Origin of the sequence: Enterobacter sp. 2VL (assembly GCF_005503595.1) — a bacterium.
Lineage (GTDB): Bacteria > Pseudomonadota > Gammaproteobacteria > Enterobacterales > Enterobacteriaceae > Enterobacter > Enterobacter cancerogenus.
This window is the reverse complement of record NZ_SCNE01000006.1, coordinates 251,173-275,071: the sequence shown is the minus strand read 5'-3', so window position 1 is coordinate 275,071 and position 23,899 is coordinate 251,173. Positions and strand designations below refer to the sequence as shown.

21 protein-coding genes and 1 tRNA gene are annotated in these 23,899 nt (G+C 56.1%); 9 read left to right on the top strand and 13 right to left on the bottom strand.

Annotated features, from left to right (window positions below; all coding sequences use genetic code 11):
• Positions 1–14 precede the first annotated feature (14 nt).
• The 9 genes from dppF to FFS28_RS16120 form a co-directional block, all read right to left on the bottom strand.
• A complete protein-coding gene (gene dppF, locus FFS28_RS16165) occupies positions 15–1,028 on the bottom strand; it encodes a dipeptide ABC transporter ATP-binding subunit DppF (protein WP_137903471.1) in 1,014 nt (337 codons plus the stop codon).
• Complete coding sequence (gene dppD / locus FFS28_RS16160) at positions 1,025–2,008, bottom strand: dipeptide ABC transporter ATP-binding protein (RefSeq protein ID WP_137903470.1); 984 nt, start codon at positions 2,006–2,008, stop codon at positions 1,025–1,027. Before dppD ends, dppF begins: the two co-directional genes overlap by 4 nt.
• Before the next feature lie 10 nt (positions 2,009–2,018).
• The gene (gene dppC, locus FFS28_RS16155; protein WP_137903469.1) at positions 2,019–2,921 is read right to left on the bottom strand and encodes a dipeptide ABC transporter permease DppC; all 903 of its coding nucleotides are present in this window, start codon (positions 2,919–2,921) and stop codon (positions 2,019–2,021) included.
• 9 nt (positions 2,922–2,930) lie between these two features.
• The gene (gene dppB, locus FFS28_RS16150; protein ID WP_006177810.1) at positions 2,931–3,950 is read right to left on the bottom strand and encodes a dipeptide ABC transporter permease DppB; all 1,020 of its coding nucleotides are present in this window, start codon (positions 3,948–3,950) and stop codon (positions 2,931–2,933) included.
• Between the two features lie 196 nt (positions 3,951–4,146).
• Complete coding sequence (gene dppA / locus FFS28_RS16145; protein WP_137903468.1) at positions 4,147–5,754, bottom strand: dipeptide ABC transporter periplasmic-binding protein DppA; 1,608 nt, start codon at positions 5,752–5,754, stop codon at positions 4,147–4,149.
• Between the two features lie 620 nt (positions 5,755–6,374).
• Positions 6,375–6,451, bottom strand: a tRNA-Pro gene (locus tag FFS28_RS16140).
• Positions 6,452–6,542: 91 nt separating this feature from the next.
• Complete coding sequence (gene eptB / locus FFS28_RS16135; RefSeq protein WP_137903467.1) at positions 6,543–8,237, bottom strand: kdo(2)-lipid A phosphoethanolamine 7''-transferase; 1,695 nt, start codon at positions 8,235–8,237, stop codon at positions 6,543–6,545.
• A 241-nt stretch (positions 8,238–8,478) separates the two neighbouring features.
• A complete protein-coding gene (locus FFS28_RS16130; RefSeq protein WP_088209045.1) occupies positions 8,479–9,681 on the bottom strand; it encodes an L-lactate MFS transporter in 1,203 nt (400 codons plus the stop codon).
• Between the two features lie 237 nt (positions 9,682–9,918).
• Positions 9,919–10,623 (bottom strand): autotransporter domain-containing protein, encoded by a 705-nt coding sequence (locus FFS28_RS16120; RefSeq protein ID WP_137903465.1) that lies wholly within the window; start codon positions 10,621–10,623, stop codon positions 9,919–9,921.
• Between the two features lie 161 nt (positions 10,624–10,784).
• On the opposite strand from FFS28_RS16120, the gene tag reads away from it, so the two are divergent.
• The gene (gene tag, locus FFS28_RS16115) at positions 10,785–11,366 is read left to right on the top strand and encodes a DNA-3-methyladenine glycosylase I (protein ID WP_058610527.1); all 582 of its coding nucleotides are present in this window, start codon (positions 10,785–10,787) and stop codon (positions 11,364–11,366) included.
• Complete coding sequence (locus FFS28_RS16110; protein ID WP_058610526.1) at positions 11,344–11,790, top strand: N-acetyltransferase; 447 nt, start codon at positions 11,344–11,346, stop codon at positions 11,788–11,790. The genes tag and FFS28_RS16110 overlap by 23 nt, the downstream gene beginning before the upstream one ends.
• Here FFS28_RS16110 and FFS28_RS16105 read toward each other — a convergent pair.
• Positions 11,753–14,080: a molybdopterin guanine dinucleotide-containing S/N-oxide reductase gene (locus tag FFS28_RS16105; RefSeq protein WP_137903464.1), complete on the bottom strand. Its 2,328-nt coding sequence runs from the start codon at positions 14,078–14,080 to the stop codon at positions 11,753–11,755. The genes FFS28_RS16110 and FFS28_RS16105 overlap by 38 nt on opposite strands.
• 164 nt (positions 14,081–14,244) lie before the next feature.
• Here FFS28_RS16105 and FFS28_RS16100 point away from each other — a divergent pair, with 164 nt between their 5' ends.
• From FFS28_RS16100 to ghrB, 6 genes are all read left to right on the top strand, one after another.
• On the top strand, positions 14,245–14,907 hold the full coding sequence (locus FFS28_RS16100; RefSeq protein WP_006177799.1) for an OmpA family lipoprotein: 663 nt from the start codon (positions 14,245–14,247) through the stop codon (positions 14,905–14,907).
• Positions 14,908–15,086: 179 nt separating this feature from the next.
• Positions 15,087–16,103 carry a LacI family DNA-binding transcriptional regulator gene (locus FFS28_RS16095; protein WP_088209040.1) on the top strand — a complete coding sequence of 339 codons (1,017 nt, stop codon included), beginning with the start codon at positions 15,087–15,089 and terminating at the stop codon, positions 16,101–16,103.
• Positions 16,104–16,205: 102 nt separating this feature from the next.
• The gene (locus FFS28_RS16090) at positions 16,206–16,955 is read left to right on the top strand and encodes a sugar phosphate isomerase/epimerase family protein (RefSeq protein ID WP_058610524.1); all 750 of its coding nucleotides are present in this window, start codon (positions 16,206–16,208) and stop codon (positions 16,953–16,955) included.
• Between the two features lie 3 nt (positions 16,956–16,958).
• Positions 16,959–17,897 carry a sugar kinase gene (locus FFS28_RS16085; protein WP_137903463.1) on the top strand — a complete coding sequence of 313 codons (939 nt, stop codon included), beginning with the start codon at positions 16,959–16,961 and terminating at the stop codon, positions 17,895–17,897.
• A gap of 106 nt (positions 17,898–18,003) precedes the next feature.
• Positions 18,004–19,284: an MFS transporter gene (locus FFS28_RS16080; protein ID WP_006177794.1), complete on the top strand. Its 1,281-nt coding sequence runs from the start codon at positions 18,004–18,006 to the stop codon at positions 19,282–19,284.
• Between the two features lie 26 nt (positions 19,285–19,310).
• Positions 19,311–20,285, top strand: coding sequence for a glyoxylate/hydroxypyruvate reductase GhrB (gene ghrB / locus FFS28_RS16075; RefSeq protein WP_137903462.1), 975 nt, complete (start codon positions 19,311–19,313; stop codon positions 20,283–20,285).
• A gap of 58 nt (positions 20,286–20,343) precedes the next feature.
• On the opposite strand, the gene cspE is transcribed toward ghrB, so the two are convergent.
• Both cspE and FFS28_RS16065 read right to left on the bottom strand, forming a co-directional pair.
• On the bottom strand, positions 20,344–20,556 hold the full coding sequence (gene cspE / locus FFS28_RS16070) for a transcription antiterminator/RNA stability regulator CspE (RefSeq protein ID WP_006177792.1): 213 nt from the start codon (positions 20,554–20,556) through the stop codon (positions 20,344–20,346).
• A 243-nt stretch (positions 20,557–20,799) separates the two neighbouring features.
• Entirely contained in the window at positions 20,800–21,510 is a 711-nt protein-coding gene (locus FFS28_RS16065; protein ID WP_137903461.1) for a DUF3053 domain-containing protein, read from the bottom strand.
• Between the two features lie 332 nt (positions 21,511–21,842).
• Here FFS28_RS16065 and FFS28_RS16060 point away from each other — a divergent pair, with 332 nt between their 5' ends.
• The gene (locus FFS28_RS16060; protein WP_006177790.1) at positions 21,843–22,130 is read left to right on the top strand and encodes an HTH-type transcriptional regulator; all 288 of its coding nucleotides are present in this window, start codon (positions 21,843–21,845) and stop codon (positions 22,128–22,130) included.
• Positions 22,131–22,169: 39 nt separating this feature from the next.
• Here the strand turns inward: FFS28_RS16060 and FFS28_RS16055 are convergent, their stop codons facing one another.
• Positions 22,170–23,789 carry an ABC-F family ATP-binding cassette domain-containing protein gene (locus FFS28_RS16055; protein WP_137903460.1) on the bottom strand — a complete coding sequence of 540 codons (1,620 nt, stop codon included), beginning with the start codon at positions 23,787–23,789 and terminating at the stop codon, positions 22,170–22,172.
• Positions 23,790–23,899 lie beyond the last annotated feature (110 nt).

Below are 23,899 nucleotides of genomic sequence, written 5' to 3'. Positions count from 1 at the left end.
GCCGGTTTTTTTGTTTACGCCTGCGGCTTCTCGCCGTTTTCATCCTGATCGACCGCGAAGCAGGCCACCAGTTGTCCACCGTAATCCTTCAGCTGCGGCTGCAACTGTGTGCAGGGACCAAAGCGGCGACGGCAGCGAGCGTTGAACGCACACCCCGGCGGCGGATTCAGCGGGCTTGGCAGTTCGCCGGTGAGCTTGATGCGCTCGCGACGGTCATCCGGGTTCAGACGCGGCGTAGCCGATAGCAGCGCCTGGGTGTACGGGTGACGAGGATTCGTAAAGATCTGGTCTTTGGTCCCCTTCTCCACGCAGCGCCCGAGATACATCACCATCACTTCGTCAGCAATGTGCTCCACCACGGAGAGATCGTGCGAGATAAATACGTACGACAGCCCCAGCTCCTGCTGCAGATCCATCATCAGGTTCAGCACCTGCGCGCGCACGGAAACGTCGAGCGCTGAAACCGGTTCGTCGGCAATCACTACGTCCGGGTCAAGCATCAGACCACGGGCAATGGCGATACGTTGACGCTGGCCACCGGAGAACATGTGCGGGTAACGATCGTAGTGTTCGGTTTTGAGGCCCACCTTCGCCATCATCGCCAGCGCTTTTTCACGACGCTGCTCTTTGCTCAGAATAGCGTTGATCTGCAGCGGCTCTTCCAGAATCTGCCCCACTTTTTTGCGCGGGTTCAGAGAACCGTACGGGTTCTGGAAGACGATCTGGATTTTCTGGCGACGCAGTTTCTGCGCCTGCGGATCGTGTTTGAGCAGATCCTGACCCTGATAATAAAGCTCACCGCCGGTCGGCGTTTCGATCATCGTCAGCAGACGGCCCAGGGTAGATTTACCGCAGCCCGACTCCCCCACCACCGCCAGCGTTTTACCGCGTTCGAGGGTAAAGGATACGCCATCCAGCGCTTTCACCAGACGCTCAGGGGCAAACATCCCCTTTTTGACCGGGTAATGTTTTTTCAGGTCGATGGCCTGCAACAGCATGTGTTGCGTGGCGGCCTGTTGCGTACTCATAGTGTTGGCCTCCCGGCATCATCGAGTGGGTAGTGACATTTCGACTGGCGGCCGTCAGCCAGCATATTCAGCTCTGGCTCATCGACACGGCATTTGTCCGTCGCATACGGGCAGCGCGGGTTAAGCAGGCAGCCCTGCGGACGGTCATATTTGCCCGGCACCACGCCCGGAAGCGAGGCCAGACGCGCTTTATCCTGAGCAAACTCCGGCAGCGCGCGCAAAAGCGCCTGGGTATACGGGTGACGCGGCGCGCGGAAGATATCGTGCGAGTTGCCGGTTTCCACAACCTGCCCTGCGTACATCACGATAATTTTATGGGCCGCTTCAGCCACCAGTGCCAGGTCGTGCGTAATCAGTACCAGCGCCATGTTCTCTTTCTGCTGTAGCTCCAGCAGAAGTTCGATGATTTGCGCCTGAATCGTTACGTCCAGCGCGGTGGTCGGCTCATCGGCAATTAGCAGCTTTGGCCGACAGGCAATCGCCATGGCGATCATCACGCGCTGGCTCATCCCGCCGGAGAGCTGGTGCGGATAAACGTCCAGACGCGATGCCGGGTCAGGTATTCCCACCTGCGTCAGCAGGTCGATAGCCCGCTGACGACGCGTTTTCTTATTGCCGCCCTGGTGCACCTTAATGGCTTCCATAATCTGGTAGCCAACGGTGTAGCAAGGGTTGAGGCTGGTCATCGGGTCCTGGAAGATCATCGCCACTTCAGCGCCCACCAGCTGGCGACGCTCTTTTTCGGAGATGCGCTTCAGATCCTGGCCGTTAAAGGTCAGGCTTTCTGCCATCACGCGACCGGGATAGTCAATCAAGCCCATGATCGCCAGTGAACTCACCGATTTACCGGAACCAGATTCCCCAACAATGCCGACCACTTCGCCCTGATTTACGCTGTAGCTGATGCGGTCCACGGCGCGAAACGGTGTGCCTTCGTCTCCGAAGTGCACCGATAATTTATCTATAGTTAATAACGCCATCTCGTGCCTCTTACTGCTTCAGTTTGGGATCAAGTGCATCACGCAGACCATCACCCATCAGGTTAAATGCCAGCACCGTCAGCAGAATCGCCACACCCGGGAAGGTGACGACCCACCAGGCGCTTTGTGCGAACTGCAACACGTCGGAGAGCATGGTGCCCCACTCCGGTGTTGGCGGCTGCGCACCCATGCCAAGGAAGCCAAGAGCGGCCATATCAAGAATGGCGTTAGAGAAACCAAGCGACGCCTGAACAATCAGCGGTGCAAGGCAGTTAGGAAGAATGTTGACGAACATCTGGCGCATGGCGCCTGCTCCCGCCACGCGAGAAGCGGTCACATAGTCGCGGTTCACTTCAACCAGAACGGCCGCGCGGGTTAATCGGACGTAGTGCGGAAGGGCCACGAAGGTCAGCGCCAGGGCGGCGTTACCTATCGACGGCCCAAAGACCGCCACCAGCACCAGAGCCAGCAGCAGGCTTGGCAGCGCCAGCATGATATCGACGATGCGCATGATGATGTTATCTACGATACCGCCGAAGTAGCCAGCAATCAGACCGAGAACCACGCCCATGATCAGCGACAGCACCACCACCAGACAGCCGACCAGCAGCGACAGGCGCGCGCCGTACATCAGGCGGGACAGCACGTCGCGGCCCACGTCATCGGTCCCCAGCAGGTGCGTCAGGCTGCCGCCGTCCTGCCAGGCAGGTGGCGCGAGCAGCGCATCGCGGAACTGATCCGCCGGGTTATACGGTGAAAGCACGTTCGCAAACACTGCAATCAGGATCATGATGGTGACATAGACCAGCCCGATAACCGCGCCTTTGTTGCGCTTGAAATAGTGCCAGAACTCCTGCAGCGGGGTCATAGGAACCGGCGCCGCGACCACTTTATTTTGAGTTACTTGTGACATGATGGCCCCTTACTTCTTATGTCGAATACGCGGGTTCACCACGCCGTACAGCAGATCGACCAGCAGGTTGACGAGAATAATCATCGTCGCAACCAGCAGCACACCGCCCTGCACCACCGGATAGTCACGGCGTTGCAATGCATCAATCAGCCAGCGTCCCAGCCCCGGCCAGGAGAAGATGGTTTCCGTCAGGATCGCCCCTGCCAGCAGTGTTCCCACCTGCAGGCCGATAACGGTAACCACCGGCAGCATCGCGTTACGCAGGGCGTGAACGATGATTACGCGCATACGGGTCAGCCCTTTAGCACGCGCGGTACGGATGTAGTCTTCGCCCAGCACTTCCAGCATCGAGGAACGGGTCATACGCACGATGACCGCCAGAGGAATGGTGCCCAGCACCATTGCAGGCAGGATCATGTGCGCCACGGCATCAATGAAGTTGCCCTCCTCGCCCCAGATAGCCGTATCGATCAGCATAAAGCCGGTCAACGGGTTGGTATCATCAAGGAAGACCATATCGCTGACGCGCCCGGACACCGGCGTCAGATTCCACTGCACCGACACCAGCATAATCAGCATCATGCCCCACCAGAAGATAGGCATGGAGTAGCCGGTCAGCGCGAGGCCAACGGCCGTATGATCGAAAATTGAACCGCGCTTAACGGCAGCCAGTACGCCAACGGGGATACCCACCGCGGTTGCAAAAATCATGGCGCAGATACCCAGTTCCAGCGTCGCTTTAAACCGCGGCACGAACTCGTCCCACACCGGAAGACGGCTTTTCAGTGAAATCCCTAAATCGCCGTGCAGAACGCCCCAGATGTAATGGAGGTACTGCTGCCACATCGGCTTATCAAGGCCGAGTTCCGCCAGCAGTTGGGCATGACGTTCAGGGGAAATACCACGCTCGCCCGCCATAATCATCACCGGGTCGCCGGGGATCATATGGACGAAGGCAAAAGTGAGAAGGGTGATACCGATAAACGTGGGGATGACAAGTCCCAGACGTCGGAGGATGAACTGCAACATAACCCGGATTCTCTCTGATGACGCACGCCCAACGGCGCGACGTCTGTATTGCTCACAAATCTTATTCCCTCCCCTTCAGAGAGGAAATAAAGCACTACTGCCGGGTGGCGCTACGCTTACCCGGCCTACACTCGTAGGCCCGTGCAAGCGCAGCGCCGCCGGGCATGGGGTGCTACTGCACCCCTTACGCTTTTAGTTATTCAACAGACACGTTTTCGAAGTGATGTTTGCCCAGTGGATCAACCACGTAGCCCTTCACTTCTTTACGCACTGGCTCGTACACGGTGGAGTGAGCAACAATCAGCGCCGGAGCCTGATCGTGCATAACAACCTGCGCTTGTTTGTACAGTTCGATACGTTTGTTGTGATCGTCGGTCGCGCGCGCCGGCTGGATCAGGTCTTCAAACGGCTTGTAGCACCAGCGAGAGTAGTTGGAACCGTCTTTCGCTGCCGCACAGCTGAACAGCGTCGCGAAGAAGTTATCCGGATCCCCATTGTCGCCGGTCCAGCCCATCATCACCGCCTGGTGCTCGCCCGCTTTGGCACGCTTGAGGTATTCGCCCCACTCGTAGGTCACGATCTTGGCCTGAACGCCGATCTTCGCCCAGTCAGCCTGAACCATTTCCGCCATGCGGCGCGCGTTCGGGTTGTATGGACGCTGAACAGGCATCGCCCACAGCTCAACGGTAAAGCCTTTATCCTGGCCCGCTTCTTTCAGCAGCGCTTTCGCTTTCTCAGGATCGTAGGTGTAGTCCTTGATGTCGTCGTTATAGCCCCACATGGTTGGTGGGATCAGGTTCTTCGCGGCAACGCCAGCGCCCTGATAAACGGCTTTGATGATCGCTTCTTTGTTTACCGCGTAGGTCAGCGCCTGACGGACTTTCACGTCATCAAACGGTTTCTTCTCGGTATTAAAGGAGAGGTAACCCACGTTCAGGCCCGCCTGCTCCAGCAGGTTGATGTTTTTGTCCTGCTTCATGCGCGCAATGTCGGCCGGGTTCGGGTACGGCATAACCTGACATTCGTTTTTCTGCAGTTTTGCGTAGCGCACAGAAGCATCAGGCGTGATGGAGAAGACCAGACGGTCGATCTGCGGCTTGGTACCCCAGTAGCCCGGGAAGGCTTTGTACAGAATACGGGAGTCTTTCTGGTACTGCAGCAGCTGGAACGGACCGGTCCCGATAGGATTCAGATCCACTTTCTCAGGCGTACCGGCCTTCAGCATGTTGTCCGCATACTCTTTAGAGAGAATAGAGGCGAAGTCCATTGCCAGGTCGGCCAGGAATGGCGCTTCCGGACGCGTCAGCACGAACTGAACGGTTTTGTCGTCCACTTTTTTCACTTCAGCAATCAGGTCAGGCAGACCCATGCCTTCGAAGTATTCATAGCTGCCGCCGGACACTTTATGGTACGGGTTCTGGGCATTTTTCTGACGGTCGAAGGAGAACACCACGTCGTCGGCGTTGAAATCGCGCGTAGGTTTGAACTCTTTGCTGTCCTGCCACTTCACGCTCTGACGCAGGTGGAAGGTATAGGTCTTACCGTCTTCGCTGACATCCCACTTCTCAGCCAGACCCGGAATCACTTCCGTAGTACCGGTTTTGAATTCAACCAGACGGTTATAGATAGGTACTGAGCTAGCGTCGTAGGTTGTACCAGAGGTAAAGAGCTGTGGGTTAAAGCCTTCCGGCGAGCCTTCAGAACAGTAAACCAGGGTTTTTGCCTGAACACTTGCTGCAACGGTCATAGCCACCAGGCTCAGACCAAGCTTCAGCATCCCTGACTTCTTCAAGGAAATACTCATTATTCTGCTCCAATGTGATGTTTTGCTTTGTTGTGTTACGCCGCCTGACCTTTATTTATTTTTTACCCGGTCTGGTCGGTGGTGCCCGTAGGCGTTAAAGGGATGGAGAATCCTTTCAGAAGAGCGTTTGAGTTGCAGCGCAGATCCTCCCTGAAATGCCCCTCATGCCCTACAATCTGTCAACAGAATGTGAAAACGTCAATACAGGTGGCGGGGATTTACGCGGAGTGTGAGAAACCGCAAACAAAGATTAAAAAAACCTTCGGGGCCCGTTTTCAGCAGGGAAATTTATGCTACTCGCCATGTTGCAGCACAAATATCTTCATATTCTGCAACATCCAGTGATTAACTTTTATTCAGATCAGGTAAATTTTCTTGCGGAATGGTGAATATCTGAGCACTAAATTCCGCGAACGTTAAAACGCACAGCGAAAAATGCTGAGGTTATCCATAAGCAACGCGAAAAAAGATCAATCCATATATAAAAAAATACAATGGATTATGTCACAAAATAGTTATCAGGCAGGAAGATGCAGGCCTACGGGGGATTTTGGCTACTCGGGATCAGTAAGCTGCTAATGCAAAAAGGGCTAACCTTGCGGTTAGCCCTTTTTTAAATGTGGTCGGCGAGAGAGGATTCGAACCTCCGACCCACTGGTCCCAAACCAGTTGCGCTACCAAGCTGCGCTACTCGCCGAATGCGGAGCGCATCTTACTGCTGAGGTGCGCCCCCGTCAATCCCTTAATTTAAAAAAGCCATTCAACTGGCGATAATCTCGCCAGCCCCGCTACTGCGCGGCTTTTGCAGCATTATCGGGAAGTTTACACCAGTTGTTATTTTCGTTAATCCCACCGTTCGGTGAAGTATACCCCAGGCAGCCCATAATGGTGTCGTACAGCTCAACGTGGCGGCGTGGGACTTTTATCTCTGCCTCTTTCTTGAGGTGCGCAAACATCTTCGCCTTTTCCGGGTTTTCCAGATACTTATCGGACATCCACATAATCATCGGCACGCGGAACTGCTCAGGCGGTGCCAGCTTGCGTGGTGTACCGTGCAAGTGCTCTTTTTCATTGATAGACTCGCCGTGATCGGCGGCGTAAATAACAATGGCTTTCTTATCGCGCAGCTCGTCAATCACCCGGCTCAGGAAAGTATCGACATACAGCACCGAGTTATCATAGGCGTTAATCAGTTCCTGCTTGCTGCAGTCTTTATTAATGCCCACGCACTCAGGCTGCCATTTGGCAAAATCGCGCGTGTAACGCTGGTAATAACTGTAATGCGACCCTTTGGTATGCAGAATAACCAGGTGCTTACCTTGCGGATGGTTTTTCAGAGACTGTGACATCTCTGCAAGCAACAGCATGTCATCCACATTTTTGCCACGGTTACGCGGCTCGGCGCCAATCTGCTCGCGGTAGGCGATATTATCCGCCATGGTATTCGAGTAGAACCACATCTCACTTTGCATGGCGAAAAGATCTGAGCTGAACCCAAGCTGCTTGAGCACGGCAAACACGTTCTGCTCTTTCAGGGTGCGCTGCGGGTTATCACTGGCTCCGCCTTCGCGAACAAACATACAGCGCAGTGAGAGCTTGGTCGCGGTATCACAAGAATAACCCCGGTAAGCCACCAGGTTCTTCTCCTGCGCCAGTTTTGGCGTGGTATCACGATCGTAACCAAGAATACCCATATGATCCCAGCGCGTCGTTTCGCCGATGACAAAGACGACGTAGGTATCATCAAGCCCGTCAGCCGGTGCCTGATAGGTGAATTTTTTCGTTGGGTTAATCAGCGATTTCACATCGCTGGATTCATCCGCCTGTGCCCAGGCATACAGGCCCAAAGCCGACAGCCAGTTTGATGGCAAATAGGAGTTGGCCACCACGCCGCCGTAGCTTGGCATATCCACGCCCGTCGCTTTTTCGATCCTCTTTTGCTGTTTTTCCATCAGGCGAATAGGCGCCCACACCAGCAGGCCGGCCAGCAACACGACGACGACATTACGGACCCGCTGCCCACGCGTGCGCAGCTGACGTAACAGCGTATAACGACAGGTGTTACTCCAGATAAAGAAGAGCGGGACCAGGCAGGTTAAAATCGTCCAGACGATAAAGCCTTTTCCGACTACCTCTTTGGAGAGATCGATATCGGTGGTCATTACCGACGCCACAATGCCGTAACCAATGACCACATTCATAAAGGTCATGTAATAACTGGCGGCAGCAGAAATGATCACCACCAACGAGGCCAGAATTTGCCAGGTGCGTCGGCCAAAAAGAGAGAGCAGGCGTAACAGGAAGAATGTGGCGAGGATAGAGCCGAACACTTCAATAGCAGCAAAAATTCCATTTCTTACGGTGAGGTGTTCGAAATAACCTTCCACTCGTCTGAACAGTACCGCGCCATTCAGAAATAATCCGATATAGACAGCCAGCATCAGACATAATCTTTGCTGGGTAAGAGATCTAATGTATTTCATGCAAACAACCCTGGGGGAAGGGGTATAAAGACCCGCTGAATCTCATGGAGAAAGCAGACAGAGTAAGTATGTGCGTAGGAAAGCGTTATCAGAAACGTCTACAAGCGCGGTAAGTAGACCACAGCGGAAGAGAAAAGTGGCAGCAGAGAATGTGATTCGTATAAATTTTTACAAAAAAACAAGTCTGGAAGCGCATTCTGCAGCGCAAAAAAAGAGGCCGTGACGGCCTCTTTGTGCTGCATCAGGCATGTGCTTCGTTATACACCTCACGCTGCGGCTGGCGGATGGTGGTCGACAGCGCCAGGGAAATAATCAGCAACGCGAATATGACGCAGAAGGTCACGTAGAAACCGCCAAACAGAGAGGCAATCAGCGACCCGCAAATACTGCCGATACCGAAGCCCAGGTAAATTACCCCGTAGTTCTTCGCCAGGTTGTTCAGACCAAAGAATTCGCTCACCAGTGACGGGAACACGGTAATAGTGCCGCCGAAGTTAAAGGCCACGCAGGCAATCGCCGCAAAGAAGGTCACTTCATTCAGCGGAGCAAACAGCAGTGCCGCCATGCCCACCAGCGACACCACCTGCCCCAGCGTGATGACGCGGATACGGGCGATTTTGTCCGACAGAATACCCAGCACCAGACGGCCAGAGAGGTTAGCGATGGAAATCACGGTCACCGCGTTAGCTGCCGTCGCCACGTCCAGTTTGACCATGCCCTGCGCGATATCTTTCGCCACGCCAATCACATACAGGCCGCTCATGCAGGCGGTCAGGAACATGACGGCCAGCATCCAGTACTGCGGTTTACGCATGGACTGCGCCAGCGTGAAGTCATTCTCCACCACGCCGTTAACGCTTTTGACCTCCTGCTGAGGAGCATCTTTCATCAGCGTTGCGCCGAACAGGATCATCACCAGGACAATAGCTCCCCAAATCATGAAGGTTTTTTCGAGGCCCACAGAGGCCAGAAGATGGGCATCGATAAATTTAAAACCGAGGCTGCCCAGGCCATAAGAGCCGATGGCAAAGGCGGAGATAAGGCCTTTACGCTCCGGGAACCATTTAACGCAGTTCGACAGGGTAAGCAGATAGCCCGCACCGTCCGCCAGCCCGACCAGCACGCCGGCGCTCAGCCAGAGCATCATCAGGTTATTGGAATGTGCCGTCAGGAAAAAGCCCAGGCCCAGCAGAATACCGGACGCCATGGTCACGCGCTTCACGCCAAAGCGCTCCTGAAGCTTACCGGCAACCGAGGAGGAGATCGCCAGCCCGAGGCTCAACAAGCCGAAGGAGAACGCCACCTGGCTTACCGATGCGCCAAGCTTATCGGAGAGTGCGCTGTTAAACAGGCTCCAGGTGTAGACCGATCCCAGCGCAAACTGGGTAACGATAGTGCCAAATAGCGTTAACCAACGGGTGCGGTTATATGTCGATGTGTTCATGGCAGTTGTCCTGCAAGAGAAAGTAAGGGAATTCGCTATGGACAACGATAAACAAAACCGTGATTTACCTGGGGGAAAACGGCATGAAATGCAGGAAGACGGGAATGAAATGCCATTAATCGGGAATGAACGGCCTTGCCAGCGAACGAAGCGTAATAATGTTAGTGCCTACTATCGCTGAAAACCGCGTGAATATTATGTTTACAATGTAAAGCCAACGTTAAAAAAAACGCATTGTTAAAATTTAGCGCTCACGCCGAGCGTATAGAGCGTCTCCTCACCCGTGATGTTCCCCTCGCCCTGGGCTAAAGACGCATAGGCTGCCATATGGGTATTGAATGGGATATCCGTTCCGACGGTCACATCCATCCAGCTGCCGCTCTGCGCAGGTGCGGGGGTCTGGGACATCCCATACTGCGACTTCCACTGGTTTTCCCCGAACTGCTGGTTGTAGCTGATTTGCGCCCAGGGGCGCAGTTCACCCACCTTCGTGTTCAGACGCCAGCCAAGCGAACTGATGCTGGCATGCCAGAGCGGGTCGGTCAGCGACTGGGTTGTTAGCGTATCGCCAAACTCATTCGCCATCGAAGGTGCCGAGCCATCGTAGCGCCATTCCGCAACCGGCCCTGTCGACATCTGCCCCTGCAGGGGAAAATTCCACCCGATGCTCACCCCTTCCGGCGCTTCGGAGGGTAAGGCAGAGGCGGTATTCAGGGTAAAGCCCGCCGAATTTTGTGACGTATTAATGCGTTCTGCGAGAATATCTTCATAACGCGGTTGGTGATCGGCGTCCCATGTATAACGTTCTGCCGTATTATTGTGTGCGTCTGAAACGATATATTCCTGTTGCCAGGCAAACGCGCTATGCGAATAAAGCACGCACGCTGAAATACCCACCAAGCCAAAAACAGCATGGCGACCACTGATTATATTTATCATCATCAAAGCGACTCCAGAGAGAGCCGAATTCGGCGATATTTGTCATTATTTGGGAAGAGTTTGCAGGCAGATAGCCTTGTATTAACTATTGTCTTTTTAGCAGACACGTCAAGCCTGACAGATTGAAAATTTTGCACTTTCTGAAGCCATAAGGGAGATAACCTATGCAACGTTGCGGCTGGGTAAGCCAGGATCAGCTTTATATCGACTATCACGACAAGGAATGGGGCGTACCGGAAACCGACGGCAAAAAACTTTTTGAGATGATCTGTCTGGAGGGGCAACAGGCGGGCCTGTCGTGGATCACCGTGCTGAAAAAAAGGGAAAACTACCGCAACGCCTTCCATCAGTTTGACCCTGTCGCCGTCGCCGCCATGACCGACGAGGATGTCGAACGGCTGCTGCAGGATGCCGGCATTATCCGCCATCGCGGGAAGATTCAGGCCATTATTGGTAACGCCCGTGCCTGGCTTGCCATGGAGCAAAACGGCGAGCCGTTCTCGGCGTTTGTCTGGTCGTTTGTGAATAACACCCCCATCGTGACCCGGGCCGCAACGCTTGCGGAGATCCCAACCTCTACGCCCGCCTCGGACGCCCTCTCAAAGGCGCTGAAAAAACGCGGCTTCAAATTCACCGGCACCACCATCTGCTACTCCTTTATGCAGGCCTGCGGGCTGGTGAACGACCATATTACGGAATGTTTCTGCCACCCGGGGGGCCATGATGATCCGCCAATGGCAAAGTGAAAATACCGCTCCGCTCCTGAGCCTGTGGCTTGAAAGCACCACCGTCGCGCATCCCTTTATCGACGCAGAGTACTGGAAAGAGAACGAAGCGATGGTGCGGGACGTCTATCTCCCGGCGGCGCAAACGTGGGTATGGGAAGATGAGGGGCAACTCTGCGGGTTTATCAGCGTGATGCACTCGCAGTTTGTCGGCGCGCTGTTTGTCGCGCCAGCCTTTATTGGCAAAGGGATTGGGCGCGCGCTGCTGAACCATGTACAGCAGCGCTACCCCTATTTAAGCCTGGAGGTGTATCAGAAGAACGAACGGGCGGTGAATTTCTATCACGCACAGGGCTTTCGTATTGAAGACAGCGCCTGGCAGGATGATACCCACCACCCGACGTGGATCATGTGCTGGCAGGCGGATCAAACGCCGTTAACGTAAGCGTCGGCCCTTGATACTTTTCAACCCAGGCCAGCGCCGTGTTTCCCGCACAGCCGTTCCCCAGCTTCGAGCTGGGGAGATCTTTGGTTAAGACGTTAACGGCACCGTTTTTACAGATCCCGCCTTCGCTCGGCTCCAGGTCAGGCCATGCTCCCTGATGAATACAGATAACGCCAGGGCGGATGCCCTCGCTCACCACTGCGCCTGCCAGCACCTGCCCGCGTGCGTTCCAGACGCGTACCACGTCGCCGTCGGCTATTCCCCGCGCTTTTGCATCAGCACTATTCAGCGTGACGGGCTCTCGCCCGGCAACCGCATACTGTTCGCGCAGTGAGCTGTAGTTCAGCTGGCTGTGCAGACGGTGCGCCGGATGGGCAGAAAGTACCTGCAACTGTTCCGGCTGCGCGTTGCCGTGCCACTCGTCCGGCTCCAGCCACATCGGATGCGGCGGGCAATCGGCATACCCAAAGCTGGCAATGCGCTGGCTGTGAATAACAATTTTCCCGCTCTCGGTTTTGAGAGGGTACCGTTCCGGATCCCGACGAAACTCCGCGAAGCGGATAAACCGGGCGTTATGTTCGCTCTCCGGCATCTCAAAAATTTCATTCGCTTCCCAGAAGGTGGCAAAAGGCGGCAGCGTCACGCCCTGGGCTGCGCCGCGCTCTCCGGCGATCTGGTAGAAGGTTTCCAGCCACTCAAGGTCCGTTTTACCTTCGGTGAAGCGCTCGCGGCCCCCCGCTTCCCAACGCTCGCTCAGCGCCGCAAACACCTCAAAATCGTCACGCGCTTCATCACGCGGGGGGACGACGCGCTTCATCGGCACCATATGCTGGTTGCTGTAATCCCCGGTCATGGTGAGATCGTTACGCTCAAACGAGGTGGTCGCAGGCAGAACGATGTCGGCGTGTTTAGCTGCCGCGGTCCAGAAGCACTCGGAGATCACCACCAGCTCCGGCTTTTGCCAGGCGCGGATCAGGCGGTTGGTGTCCTGATGGTGGGTAAAGTTCGCCCCGCCCGCCCACCAGACAAACTTAATATCAGGGAAGTGGCGATCCATACCGTTGTGCTGATAGAAACCTCCCGGGTTTTCCAGCGCTTCAACGATGCGCGCCACCGGAATTTTATCGACCGCATCCACGCCGCCCTGCACCGAGCCTTGCATCGACGCTAGTACCGCCGCTTTACGCGTTGGGTTACCGCCGTTGGCAAAGTGATAAGAAAGACCAAAACCCCCGCCGGGCGTGCCAATCTGCCCCAGCATGGCCGCGAGCGTCACCAGCATCCAGTGCTTCTGCTCACCATACTGCTGACGCTGCATCCCCCAGCCGGACATCAGCATGGTGGTGTGGTTGTGGAATAACGCGGCCAGTTCACGCAGTTTATCGGCCTCAATACCGCAAATGTCCGCCGCCCACTCCGCCGTTTTGGCGATGCCGTCGGATTTCCCCATCAGGTATTCCGCGAAGCGATCAAAACCGGTGGTACAGCGGTTGAGAAATGTTTCATCCTGCCAGCCTTTTTCGACCAGCGTATGGGCAATCCCCAGCATCATCGCCACGTCGGTTCCCATGTGCGGGGCCAGCCATTCGGCGCTGTCGCCGAGAAAATCCATGGTTTCTGAACGCATGGGGTCAATACAGATGATGCGCTTGCCGCTTTTACGCAGCGCGTCGAAGTAGGACATGCCCTGCTCGTCGGAGGCATTCCACGCAATTTTAAGCGTATTGAGCGGGTTGGCGCTCCACAGCACCACCACCTCAGTGTGCTCCAGCACCAGCGGCCAGCTGGTCTGCTGCTGATAGACCTCGTTACCCCCCACCACGTAAGGCATGATCGCCTGCGCCGCGCCGGTCGAGTAATCGCCCAGATGTCCGGTATAGCCGCCCGCCAGGCTCATGTAGCGTTGCAGCAGCGTCGCGGCTTTATGCAGCACGCCGTTAGAACGCCAGCCGTACGATCCCGCAAAAATCGACGAGGGTCCGTAACTCTCGCGAATGCGCTTATGCTGCGTGTGGATCAGCGCCAGCGCATCGTCCCAGCTGACGCGGACAAACGCGTCCTGGCCGCGACTGCCCTGCGGCTTATCCGGCGACGCCAGAAACCCTTTACGCACCATCGGCCAGCGCACGCGGGCGTTGCTGTGCACCTGATCGCGAACGGCGGTCTGCAGGGAGTTAGGGTGTTGCGTAGGCAATGCTCCGCGGGATGACAGCACATTTTCGCCGTCCGTTTCGACCAGCATCGGCCCCCAGTGGGCGGCGGTCAGAATGGTTTTTATCGAGGTGCTCAATGCGTGCGCTCCTGGTTGCGTGCAGGTTGACGGCCTTCTTATTGAGGCTGTTTATGGTTTGTCACAAATTTCAGAGTTATACCCGGAATTTTCTCCAGATCCGGACGTCATAATCAACTGCCACGCGCGTAGTGGCAAAGAATAAAAAGGATTAAGGAAATAAGATGAAGAAACGTGTACTCGTCATTGCTGCTCTGGTGAGCGGCGCCCTGGCGGTTTCAGGCTGCACAACAAACCCTTATAGCGGTGAGCGCGAAGCGGGTAAATCCGGCATCGGCGCGGGCATTGGCTCGCTGGTCGGGGCGGGCGTTGGCGCGCTCTCCTCCTCTAAGAAAGATCGCGGTAAAGGGGCGTTAATTGGCGCAGCAGCCGGTGCGGCGCTGGGCGGCGGCGTCGGTTATTACATGGACGTGCAGGAAGCGAAACTGCGCGACAAAATGCAGGGTACCGGCGTTAGCGTGACGCGCAGCGGTGATAACATCATTCTGAACATGCCAAACAACGTCACCTTCGACAGCAGCAGCGCAACGCTGAAACCGGCTGGCGCAAACACCCTGACCGGCGTGGCGATGGTGCTGAAAGAGTACAGCAAAACCGCCGTGAACGTGATTGGCTACACCGACAGCACCGGCAGCCAGGATCTGAACATGCGCCTGTCCCAGCAGCGTGCTGATTCCGTGGCCAGCGCCCTGATCACCCAGGGTGTCGCCGCGAACCGTATCCGCACCAGCGGCATGGGGCCGGCGAATCCGATCGCCAGCAACAGCACGGCGGAAGGCAAAGCGCAGAACCGCCGTGTAGAGATTACGTTAAGTCCTGTGCAGTAGGTAAAAGCAAAACGGCAACCCCGTTGCCGTTTTTAGTGTTTGCGCCCTCTCCCGTGGGAGAGGGTTGGGGTGAGGGCATCAGACCGCAACCTCTCGTAAGCGCAGCGCCACCGGGCAAATGACTTGATTCGTCAGATTTTCCCGCTAAGGTGTTCTCACGCACTTCAGGGAAATCAGCGATGAGCAAATCAACACGGGCCACCATCAGCGACGTGGCGAAAGCCGCCAGAACCGGTAAAACCAGCATTTCACGCTATCTCAACGGCGAGAAACATTTGCTGTCCGACGCGCTGCTGGCACGTATTGAACAGGCTATTGCCGAACTCGACTACCGGCCCAGCATCATGGCGCGCGGCCTCAAGCGTGGACGCACCCGCCTTATTGGTCTGATCATCGCCGATATCACCAACCCCTACTCCGTTAACGTGCTGAGCGGTATTGAAGCTGCCTGCCGCGAAAAAGGCTTTACGCCGCTGGTGTGTAATACCAATAACGAAGTGGACCAGGAGCTGCACTATCTTGACCTGCTGCGCAGCTACCAGGTAGAAGGCATCGTGGTCAACGCGGTGGGGATGCGTGAAGAGGGGTTAAATCGCCTGCAGCAATCCTCCCTGCCTATGGTGCTGATCGACCGGAAAATCCCGGAGTTCGCCTGTGATGTCGTTGGGCTGGATAACACGCAGGCCGCCACCACCGCCACCGAGCATCTGATTGAACAAGGCTTCGAGGCGATCCTGTTCCTCAGCGAGCCGCTGGGGATGGTCAACACCCGCCGTGAACGACTCGCGGCATTTCGCAGCACGCTGGAGCGGTATACCGGCGCGATCGCTGAAAATGCGGAAGTCGCGCTTCACGAAGCCAGCCAGCTCGATAACACCCTGCGCCAGTTTCACACCCGCCACCGGGGGATGCGCAAAGCGGTGATTTCCGCTAACGGGGCGCTGACGCTCCAGGTTGCCCGCTCGCTGAAGCGCATCGGCCTGCACTGGGGCAGCGATATTGGCCTGCTCGGGTTTGATGAACTGGAGTGGGCGGAACTGGCCGGCGTGGGCATTACCACCCTCAAACAGCCGACCTGGCAGATAGGCTACGCCGCCGTGGAACAGGTTGTTCGCCGCATTGAAGGGGCCAGCGAGGCCGTGCGCGAGCAGGTCTTCTCCGGCGAACTGATCGTTCGCGGCTCTACCGCCCGTTAACCCTCCCTCCGTGATGCCGATCATAAATTCAACATCCTGAACTTTTCTTTGGAACCGGTTCCATCTAGCGTAATAGTATCAATGTTGCGATGGAGTCAGGCAATGAGCAGGAAAATAATGGTGGTCACCGCCGCCTATGGCACAGACCAGGTCCGGCAGGCAGGCGGTCAACGGGCGATGCTCCCCGTGATTGCTGGAGCCGGTGCCGACGGCGTGGAGATCCGCCGCGAACTGTTCAGCCATGACGAGCTGCTGACGCTGCCCGCGCTGAGCGAAACGATCGAACTGCTGGGCCTGCTGGCGTGCTACTCCGCCCCTGCCGCCCTGTTTATGCCGGACGGTACGCTTAACCCGGACCTCCCGCGTTATTTATCGGAAGCCAGCACCTTAAACGCGCTTTGGCTGAAAGTCTCTCTGGGTCATTTCAACGACAAGCAGCCTCTTGAGGCCCTGCGCGCCCTGCTGAATGCAAGCGGCATGGCGCTGGTGGTGGAGAACGACCAAACCGACTGCGGTCAACTCGCCCCGATGCAGCGCTTCAAGGCGGCCTGCCGGGTGATGGCGTTGCCCGTCACGCTGACGTTCGACATGGGCAACTGGCTCTGGGTCGGTGACTCGCCGGAGGAGGCCGCACGTCATCTGGCTCCCGCGGTGAGCTATATCCACGTTAAAGCCGCCGTTGCGCATAACGCGCAGTTCCGCGCCGTTCCCCCGGACCACGCCGACGCGCGCTGGCTGGATCTGCTCAACCAGCTTCCAGCCGATGCACCGCGCGGCATTGAGTTCCCACTGGAAGGGGCGGATTTAATGGCCGTCACCCGTCATTACGTTAACCTGCTGCGCGAGGAGTAAACCATGCACAAGACGCTGGATGTCATCACTGTCGGCGAGGCCATGGCGATGTTTGTCGCCACCGAAACGGGCGAGCTGAGCACGGTAGAACACTTTATGAAGCGCGTGGCGGGAGCAGAACTGAACGTCGCCACCGGGCTTGCCCGTCTGGGCCTGAACGTCGGCTGGGTCAGCCGCGTGGGCGACGACAGCTTTGGTCATTTCATTCTCGACACCTTAAAAAAAGAGGGCATTGATGCCGCAGGCGTGACGCTCGACGGGCGTTTCGCCACCGGCTTTCAGCTCAAATCGAAAGTTGAAAATGGAACCGATCCCACCGTGGAGTATTTCCGTAAAGGATCGGCGGCAAGCCATCTCTCCGTCGAGGACTACCATGCGCCCTACTTTTCTTCAGCACGCCATCTGCACCTGAGCGGCGTGGCGGCTGCGCTTTCGGCAAGCTCATATGCGCTACTGGATCACGCTGCGGCTGTTATGAAAGCGCAGGGAAAAACCATTTCTTTCGATCCGAACCTGCGTCCGGTGCTCTGGAAAAGTGAAGCGGAGATGGTCGAGAAGCTGAACCGTCTGGCGTTCCAGGCCGACTGGGTGCTCCCCGGCATCAAAGAGGGGATGATCCTCACCGGCGAAAACACGCCGGAAGGGATTGCCGACTTTTATCTGAACCAGGGGGTAAAAGCCGTGGTGTTGAAAACCGGTGCGGATGGCGCATGGTTCAAAACCGCCGACGGCGAGCAGGGTGCCGTCGCTGCGATCAAGGTTGAGAACGTGGTCGACACCGTGGGCGCAGGCGATGGTTTTGCCGTGGGCGTTATTAGCGCACTGCTGGAAGGTAAAGCCTTACCGCAGGCCGTCGCCCGGGGCAATAAAATCGGCTCGCTGGCCATTCAGGTCCAGGGCGACAGCGAAGGGTTACCGACGCGCGCACAGCTTAACGAATAGATCCTTCCCCCCACTCTCTAACAGAGAGGGTGCTAATCATTCCCTCTCCCCTTTGGGGAGAGGGTTAGGGTGAGGGGGTAACAACCTCAACAACAGAGGCAAGCCTATGAACAGTTCGACCAATGCAGTAAAACGCTGGTGGTACATCATGCCTATCGTGTTCATCACGTACAGCCTGGCGTATCTCGATCGTGCCAACTTCAGCTTCGCATCCGCCGCAGGGATCACCGAGGATCTCGGGATCACCAAAGGCGTCTCCTCGCTGCTGGGCGCGCTTTTCTTCCTCGGCTACTTCTTCTTCCAGATCCCGGGCGCTATCTACGCCGAACGCCGCAGCGTGCGCAAACTGATCTTCATTTGCCTGATTTTGTGGGGTGGATGTGCGTCACTGACCGGCGTGGTGAACAACATTCCTGCGCTGGCCGCCATTCGCTTTATCCTCGGCGTGGTGGAGGCCGCGGTTATGCCCGCAATGCTGATTTACATCAGCAACTGGTTTACTAAATCCGAGCGCTCCCGGGCGAACACGTTCCTGATCCTCGGTAACCCGGTGACGGTACTGTGGATGTCCGTAGTGTCTGGCTACCTGATCCAGTCTTTCGGCTGGCGCGAAATGTTTATCATCGAGGGCGTCCCGGCGGTTATCTGGGCATTCTGCTGGTGGGTGCTGGTGAAAGACAAACCGTCTCAGGCGAAATGGCTCTCGGAAGATGAAAAAGCCGCGCTTCAGGCGCAGCTGGACAAAGAGCAGCAAGGCCTGAAGGCGGTACGCAACTATGGCGAGGCCTTCCGCTCGCGCAACGTCATTCTGCTGTGCGCACAGTATTTCACCTGGAGCATTGGCGTGTATGGCTTTGTGCTGTGGCTGCCGTCCATTATCCGCAGCGGCGGCGAAAATCTCGGCATGGTCGAGGTGGGCTGGCTGTCGTCGGTACCCTATCTGGCGGCGACCATCGCGATGATTATCGCCTCATGGGCCTCGGACAAGCTGCAAAACCGTAAACTGTTCGTCTGGCCGCTGCTGCTGATTGCTGCCTTTGCGTTTATCGGCTCCTGGGCCGTCGGGGCTAACCACTTCTGGGCCTCTTACACCCTGCTGGTGATTGCGGGCGCCGCTATGTACGCACCTTATGGTCCATTCTTCGCGATTATCCCGGAGATGCTGCCGCGTAACGTGGCGGGCGGCGCAATGGCCTTAATTAACAGCATGGGCGCGCTGGGGTCGTTCTTTGGCTCGTGGTTCGTTGGTTATCTTAATGGCGCAACCGGCAGCCCGTCAGCATCGTACATATTTATGGGGGTAGCACTTTTCGTCTCAGTGTGGCTAACTCTGATTGTTAAGCCTGCTAATAATCAACAGCTACCCGTCGGCGCACGCCACGCCTGAACCCTTTCACATCAACGGAGATTAGCATGAAGCCGTCCGTCATTTTGTATAAAGCCTTGCCTGACGATCTGCACCACCGCCTGGAAGAACATTTCACCGTGACCCAGGTGAAAGACCTTAGCCCGCAGACCGTAGCGCAACACGCCGATGCGTTCGCCCATGCCGAAGGGCTGCTGGGCTCCAGCGAAAAAGTGGATGCCGCACTGCTGGAAAAAATGCCGAAGCTTCGTGCCACCTCTACGGTTTCCGTAGGATATGACAACTTTGACGTGGATGCCCTCAACGCCCGCAAGATCCTGCTGATGCACACACCACATGCCCTGACTGAAACCGTGGCCGACACGCTGATGGCGCTGGTGCTCAGCACTGCCCGCCGCGTTGTGGAGGTTGCCGAACGCGTCAAAGCGGGCGAGTGGACAAAGAGCATTGGCCCGGACTGGTTTGGCGTGGACGTTCATGGCAAAACGCTGGGGATCGTCGGCATGGGCCGCATCGGTCTGGCGCTGGCGCAGCGCGCGTATTTCGGCTTTAACATGCCGATCCTCTACAACGCCCGCCGTCATCACGTTGAAGCCGAGGAACGGTTTAACGCGCGCTACTGCGAGCTGGATACGCTGCTTCAGGAAGCGGATTACGTCTGTCTGATCCTGCCCCTGACGGACGAAACCCATCATCTGATTGGCAAATCTGCGTTTGAGAAGATGAAGACGTCGGCCATTTTCATCAACGCGGGGCGTGGCCCGGTTGTGGATGAAAAGGCGCTGATTGAGGCACTGCAAAATGGTGAGATCCATGCAGCCGGTCTGGATGTGTTTGAGCAGGAGCCGCTGCCGGTCGATTCACCGCTGCTGACATTGCCCAACGTTGTGGCCCTGCCCCACATTGGCTCAGCAACGCACGAGACACGCTACAACATGGCGGCCACCGCAGTAGATAACCTGATTGCCGCGCTGGGCGGTAAGGTTAAACAGAACTGCGTTAACCCGCAGGTGCAACAGTAAAAACGAAAAAACCCGCCAGAAGGCGGGTTTTAGAATTCTTTGCTGCTGAGTTGGAAGCTTACAGGCTTACAACGTTACCAGCTGCTGGGCCTTTAGCGCCGCTTTCGATGGTGAAGGACACTTTCTGACCTTCGTCCAGAGATTTGTAGCCTTCGTTCTGGATAGCAGAGAAGTGTACGAACACGTCTTTAGAGCCATCGTCAGGAGTGATGAAGCCGAAACCTTTATCAGCGTTGAACCATTTTACCAGACCAGTCATTTTACCAGACATAGAAATTACCTTATTAAAAATTTGTTGTGCCTTCCGGCGCGATGGTTGCGTTACAGATTTTTAAGCGATGAAGGAAGGGTCACTACGAAGGGTATCTATGGATAACAATCTGGACTGCTTAACTAAACTGCTTTAGGTCTGTGTAACAAACCGACGGGGATAGTTATACCGATGTGGTAGGTGAATGACAAGCATTATTTTTATTATCTTTAAAAAACCCCGCCTGAAGCGGGGGTTTTTTATTTACTCGGTTGCCGCGACGGCTGCCGTCCACGCCTGACTAAAGGCCTGGTGCTGCGACGCCAGCGGGCCAATCAGCGTATTGTACTGGCTTGCCTGCTGTGAGGTCGGGAACTGGATACCGTTAGAGACGAAGCTCACCTGCGTACCCTGTTCGTTAATAAAGTCCCCTACCTGCACCAGCTGCTGCGTAAAGATCTGCGCGGCCGGGATCAGCGGTTGCAAAGCGTCGGAAGGTTTGGTGACCACTTTCTCATACGCTTTATCAAAGACCGGCTTGAGATCCTCACCCTGCTTCAGCGCAGAACGCGAAGCATCGGCCTGCATTTTGGCATTCTGCAACTGCTGGCTGAGCACGCCGAGCGCACCGTTGGACTGGCGCAGCGGTTCACGCTGGGTCACATAATCCTGCGGCACGCGGATCGCGTTAACGCTATCCAGCACCGGACGAAGACCGGAGTCCATCGCCTGGCTCACCTGCTGTGAATAACCATAAAGAATGGCGTAATCAGAAACAAAAGGACCCAACTGTTTTTTCTGATCCGCAGTCAGCGTTGGTAAACGTTCACCGCTGCGCATCACCGTATTCTGCAGAAAATCGATAAACGCTTTGCGCTGATCGCCTTCTTTATCGAAACACCCACTCAGGCTAACAACCATCAACAACGCCGCAATAGGCGCAAACCAGCGAGAGCAGGACTTTCCTGTCGCCATTTTAATACTCCTTTCACCCAAAAAAGCGCACACCGGCACACGCGTGCCTGACGGCTTACAAGAATAGTCCAGGTCAGCCCTGCAAGATACCCTTTTCATGCAAAACGGCTATTACCGTTTTCGTGCTGAGTATTTACAAAAAAATACCTATAGCAGCCTAAGGATGTGTAATCAGTGGATTAGCATAACTATCCACTTCGCTGAAACGAATCAACCTACCCTTACTGTACAAATAATCACTGCCGTGATGATCCACGATTTGCAATAGGGACTATTCTTAACAGGCTCTCTGATGTTCATGATCCCGCTGTGAGATTTATGAGGAGTTCTCAATGGAATATAAAGATCCTGAGTTTGAGCTGCTGAGCAGCCTGGAACAGATTATTTTTAAAGATGTACCGCAGACGATTACCCTGAAACAAAAGTCCAATCCCTTTACTGAATTTGAGCGGTTACGTAAAGCGTCAGGACTTAAAACGGATGAATTCGCAAGAGCGATGGGTGTCAGCGTATCGATGGTGCTGGAATGGGAATCAAAACGTGAAAAACCCACACCGGCTGAATTAAAGCTGATGCGCCTGATTCAGGCCAACCCTGCCCTTAGTAAACAGATAGCGTAATAAAGATAACCCGCCCCCGCCCTTGCGGGGGTTTGTGTTTTAGAGGCTTTTGCACCGCCATCCCGATTCCTGCCACACCAGTTCATGCGTCAGTTTTAAACCTTTTAGAAAAACCTCATCGTGGGACACCACCAGCAGCGCGCCGGGAAAATCGGCCAGCGCCGCTTCAATCGCCTGCACCGACGCCAAATCAAGATGGTTGGTGGGTTCATCTAACAGCAGCAACTGGGCCGCCTCTTCTCGCCATAAAACGCAGGCCAGTGCGGCTTTCAGGCGCTCGCCTCCGCTCAGTTCGGCCAGCGGAAGCGTGACTTTGTCCGCGCCCAGCTGAAGCTGGGCCAGCCGGGTCCGAAGCGTGCCCTCTTCAAGCGGCGTATTATGCAGGTTCAGATGCGTCATCACCGACCGGGAGAGATCCAGCTGCGTAAGATGCTGATCCAGATACGCGCATGATACCGACAGACGGCAGGTGCCTGACAGCGGCGCGATCTGCCCCAGAATGACCTTCATCAGCGTCGATTTGCCGCAGCCGTTCGGCCCACGCAGCGCCACGCGCATGGGACCATCCATCCGCCAGTCAGTTGGCGGCAGATCGACATAGGGCAGAACCAGATTGTCCATCACCAGCACCTGTTTCCCCTGCGCAATATGGCTTTCCGGCAGGGTAAACATCACGGGATTTTCTTCTTCAACCCGCTCGCGCGCCTTGTTAACCGCGGCATTCAGCGCGTCATTTTGATCGCTATGCTGTTTTTTCCAGGAACCCACACGCTCTTTCGCCGCCCCTTTGTATTTCACGCGCTCAAACGAGGCAATATTCAGCGTATCCACCGTGCGCAGCGTTTTAGCCGAACGCCGCTGGCTGTCATCATGTTCTTTTTGTATGCGGGCACGGGTACGCTTGCGCTCGGTCGCCGCATGTTCCAGCGCCGCGCGGGCGGCCTGTTGTTCTGCCTCGCGCTGGGTTTGCCAGGTGGCATAGTTCCCGCCGAAACTGCGCAAGCCGGACGCGCTCAGCTCAAGTATGCGCGGTACCCGGGCCAGTAACTCACGATCGTGAGATGCCACCAGCACGCCCCCCGGATAGCGGGCAAGCTGGTCGTAGAACCACGCCCGGCCTTCTCTGTCGAGGTGGTTGGTGGGCTCATCCAGCAGCAGATAATCTGCCCCGGCGGTAAACGCGCCGCACAGCAGGGCGCGAATGCGCTCCCCACCGCTCAGCTCATCAGCCCGCTTTTCGGGATCAAAAGGCGGAAGTTTAGCGGCGATAAACGCGTCGCTCAGCCGTTCCGCCAGATCCCAGTGCCCGTCGAGAATATCCAGATCCTCGGGCTCAGCATCGCCGCTGTCGATACGCTTTCGCGCCGCGAAAATCGTCTCATAGCCGAGCAGTTCAGCCAGCGTAAGCTGCGGAGAAATAACGTGCTGTTGCGCCACATACGCGCTTGTTCCGAAGCGCTCAATGTGGCCGCCAGCCGGGAGATCCAGCCCCGCCAGCAGACGCAGCAGGCGCGTTTTACCGCTGCCGTTGCGCCCAACCAGCGCGCACAGAGAGGGTTCCAGTGACAAATTCAGCGGACCAAAAAGGATATCGCCCGTCGCAAACTGACAGGTGACCTGATGCAAAATAAAAGAAGGGGATTGCGCAAAATGAGCCATAAGCACTCCTGAATGAAATCAAAACATCCCCTGCTCACGCGGTAGCGTTTAGCAAGGATCGAAATTCATCAGTCGTGTTTGTTCATTTTTGGGGGGCGCTCCAGCGCGAG

Coding starts and splice junctions, on each gene's coding strand:
- dppF (WP_137903471.1), bottom strand. CDS start 1,028: ATGAGTACGCAACAGGCCGCCACGCAACACATGCTGTTGCAGGCCATC.
- dppD (WP_137903470.1), bottom strand. CDS start 2,008: ATGGCGTTATTAACTATAGATAAATTATCGGTGCACTTCGGAGACGAA.
- dppC (WP_137903469.1), bottom strand. CDS start 2,921: ATGTCACAAGTAACTCAAAATAAAGTGGTCGCGGCGCCGGTTCCTATG.
- dppB (WP_006177810.1), bottom strand. CDS start 3,950: ATGTTGCAGTTCATCCTCCGACGTCTGGGACTTGTCATCCCCACGTTT.
- dppA (WP_137903468.1), bottom strand. CDS start 5,754: ATGAGTATTTCCTTGAAGAAGTCAGGGATGCTGAAGCTTGGTCTGAGC.
- eptB (WP_137903467.1), bottom strand. CDS start 8,237: ATGAAATACATTAGATCTCTTACCCAGCAAAGATTATGTCTGATGCTG.
- FFS28_RS16130 (WP_088209045.1), bottom strand. CDS start 9,681: ATGAACACATCGACATATAACCGCACCCGTTGGTTAACGCTATTTGGC.
- FFS28_RS16120 (WP_137903465.1), bottom strand. CDS start 10,623: ATGATGATAAATATAATCAGTGGTCGCCATGCTGTTTTTGGCTTGGTG.
- tag (WP_058610527.1), top strand. CDS start 10,785: ATGCAACGTTGCGGCTGGGTAAGCCAGGATCAGCTTTATATCGACTAT.
- FFS28_RS16110 (WP_058610526.1), top strand. CDS start 11,344: ATGATCCGCCAATGGCAAAGTGAAAATACCGCTCCGCTCCTGAGCCTG.
- FFS28_RS16100 (WP_006177799.1), top strand. CDS start 14,245: ATGAAGAAACGTGTACTCGTCATTGCTGCTCTGGTGAGCGGCGCCCTG.
- FFS28_RS16095 (WP_088209040.1), top strand. CDS start 15,087: ATGAGCAAATCAACACGGGCCACCATCAGCGACGTGGCGAAAGCCGCC.
- FFS28_RS16090 (WP_058610524.1), top strand. CDS start 16,206: ATGAGCAGGAAAATAATGGTGGTCACCGCCGCCTATGGCACAGACCAG.
- FFS28_RS16085 (WP_137903463.1), top strand. CDS start 16,959: ATGCACAAGACGCTGGATGTCATCACTGTCGGCGAGGCCATGGCGATG.
- FFS28_RS16080 (WP_006177794.1), top strand. CDS start 18,004: ATGAACAGTTCGACCAATGCAGTAAAACGCTGGTGGTACATCATGCCT.
- ghrB (WP_137903462.1), top strand. CDS start 19,311: ATGAAGCCGTCCGTCATTTTGTATAAAGCCTTGCCTGACGATCTGCAC.
- cspE (WP_006177792.1), bottom strand. CDS start 20,556: ATGTCTGGTAAAATGACTGGTCTGGTAAAATGGTTCAACGCTGATAAA.
- FFS28_RS16065 (WP_137903461.1), bottom strand. CDS start 21,510: ATGGCGACAGGAAAGTCCTGCTCTCGCTGGTTTGCGCCTATTGCGGCG.
- FFS28_RS16060 (WP_006177790.1), top strand. CDS start 21,843: ATGGAATATAAAGATCCTGAGTTTGAGCTGCTGAGCAGCCTGGAACAG.
- FFS28_RS16055 (WP_137903460.1), bottom strand. CDS start 23,789: ATGGCTCATTTTGCGCAATCCCCTTCTTTTATTTTGCATCAGGTCACC.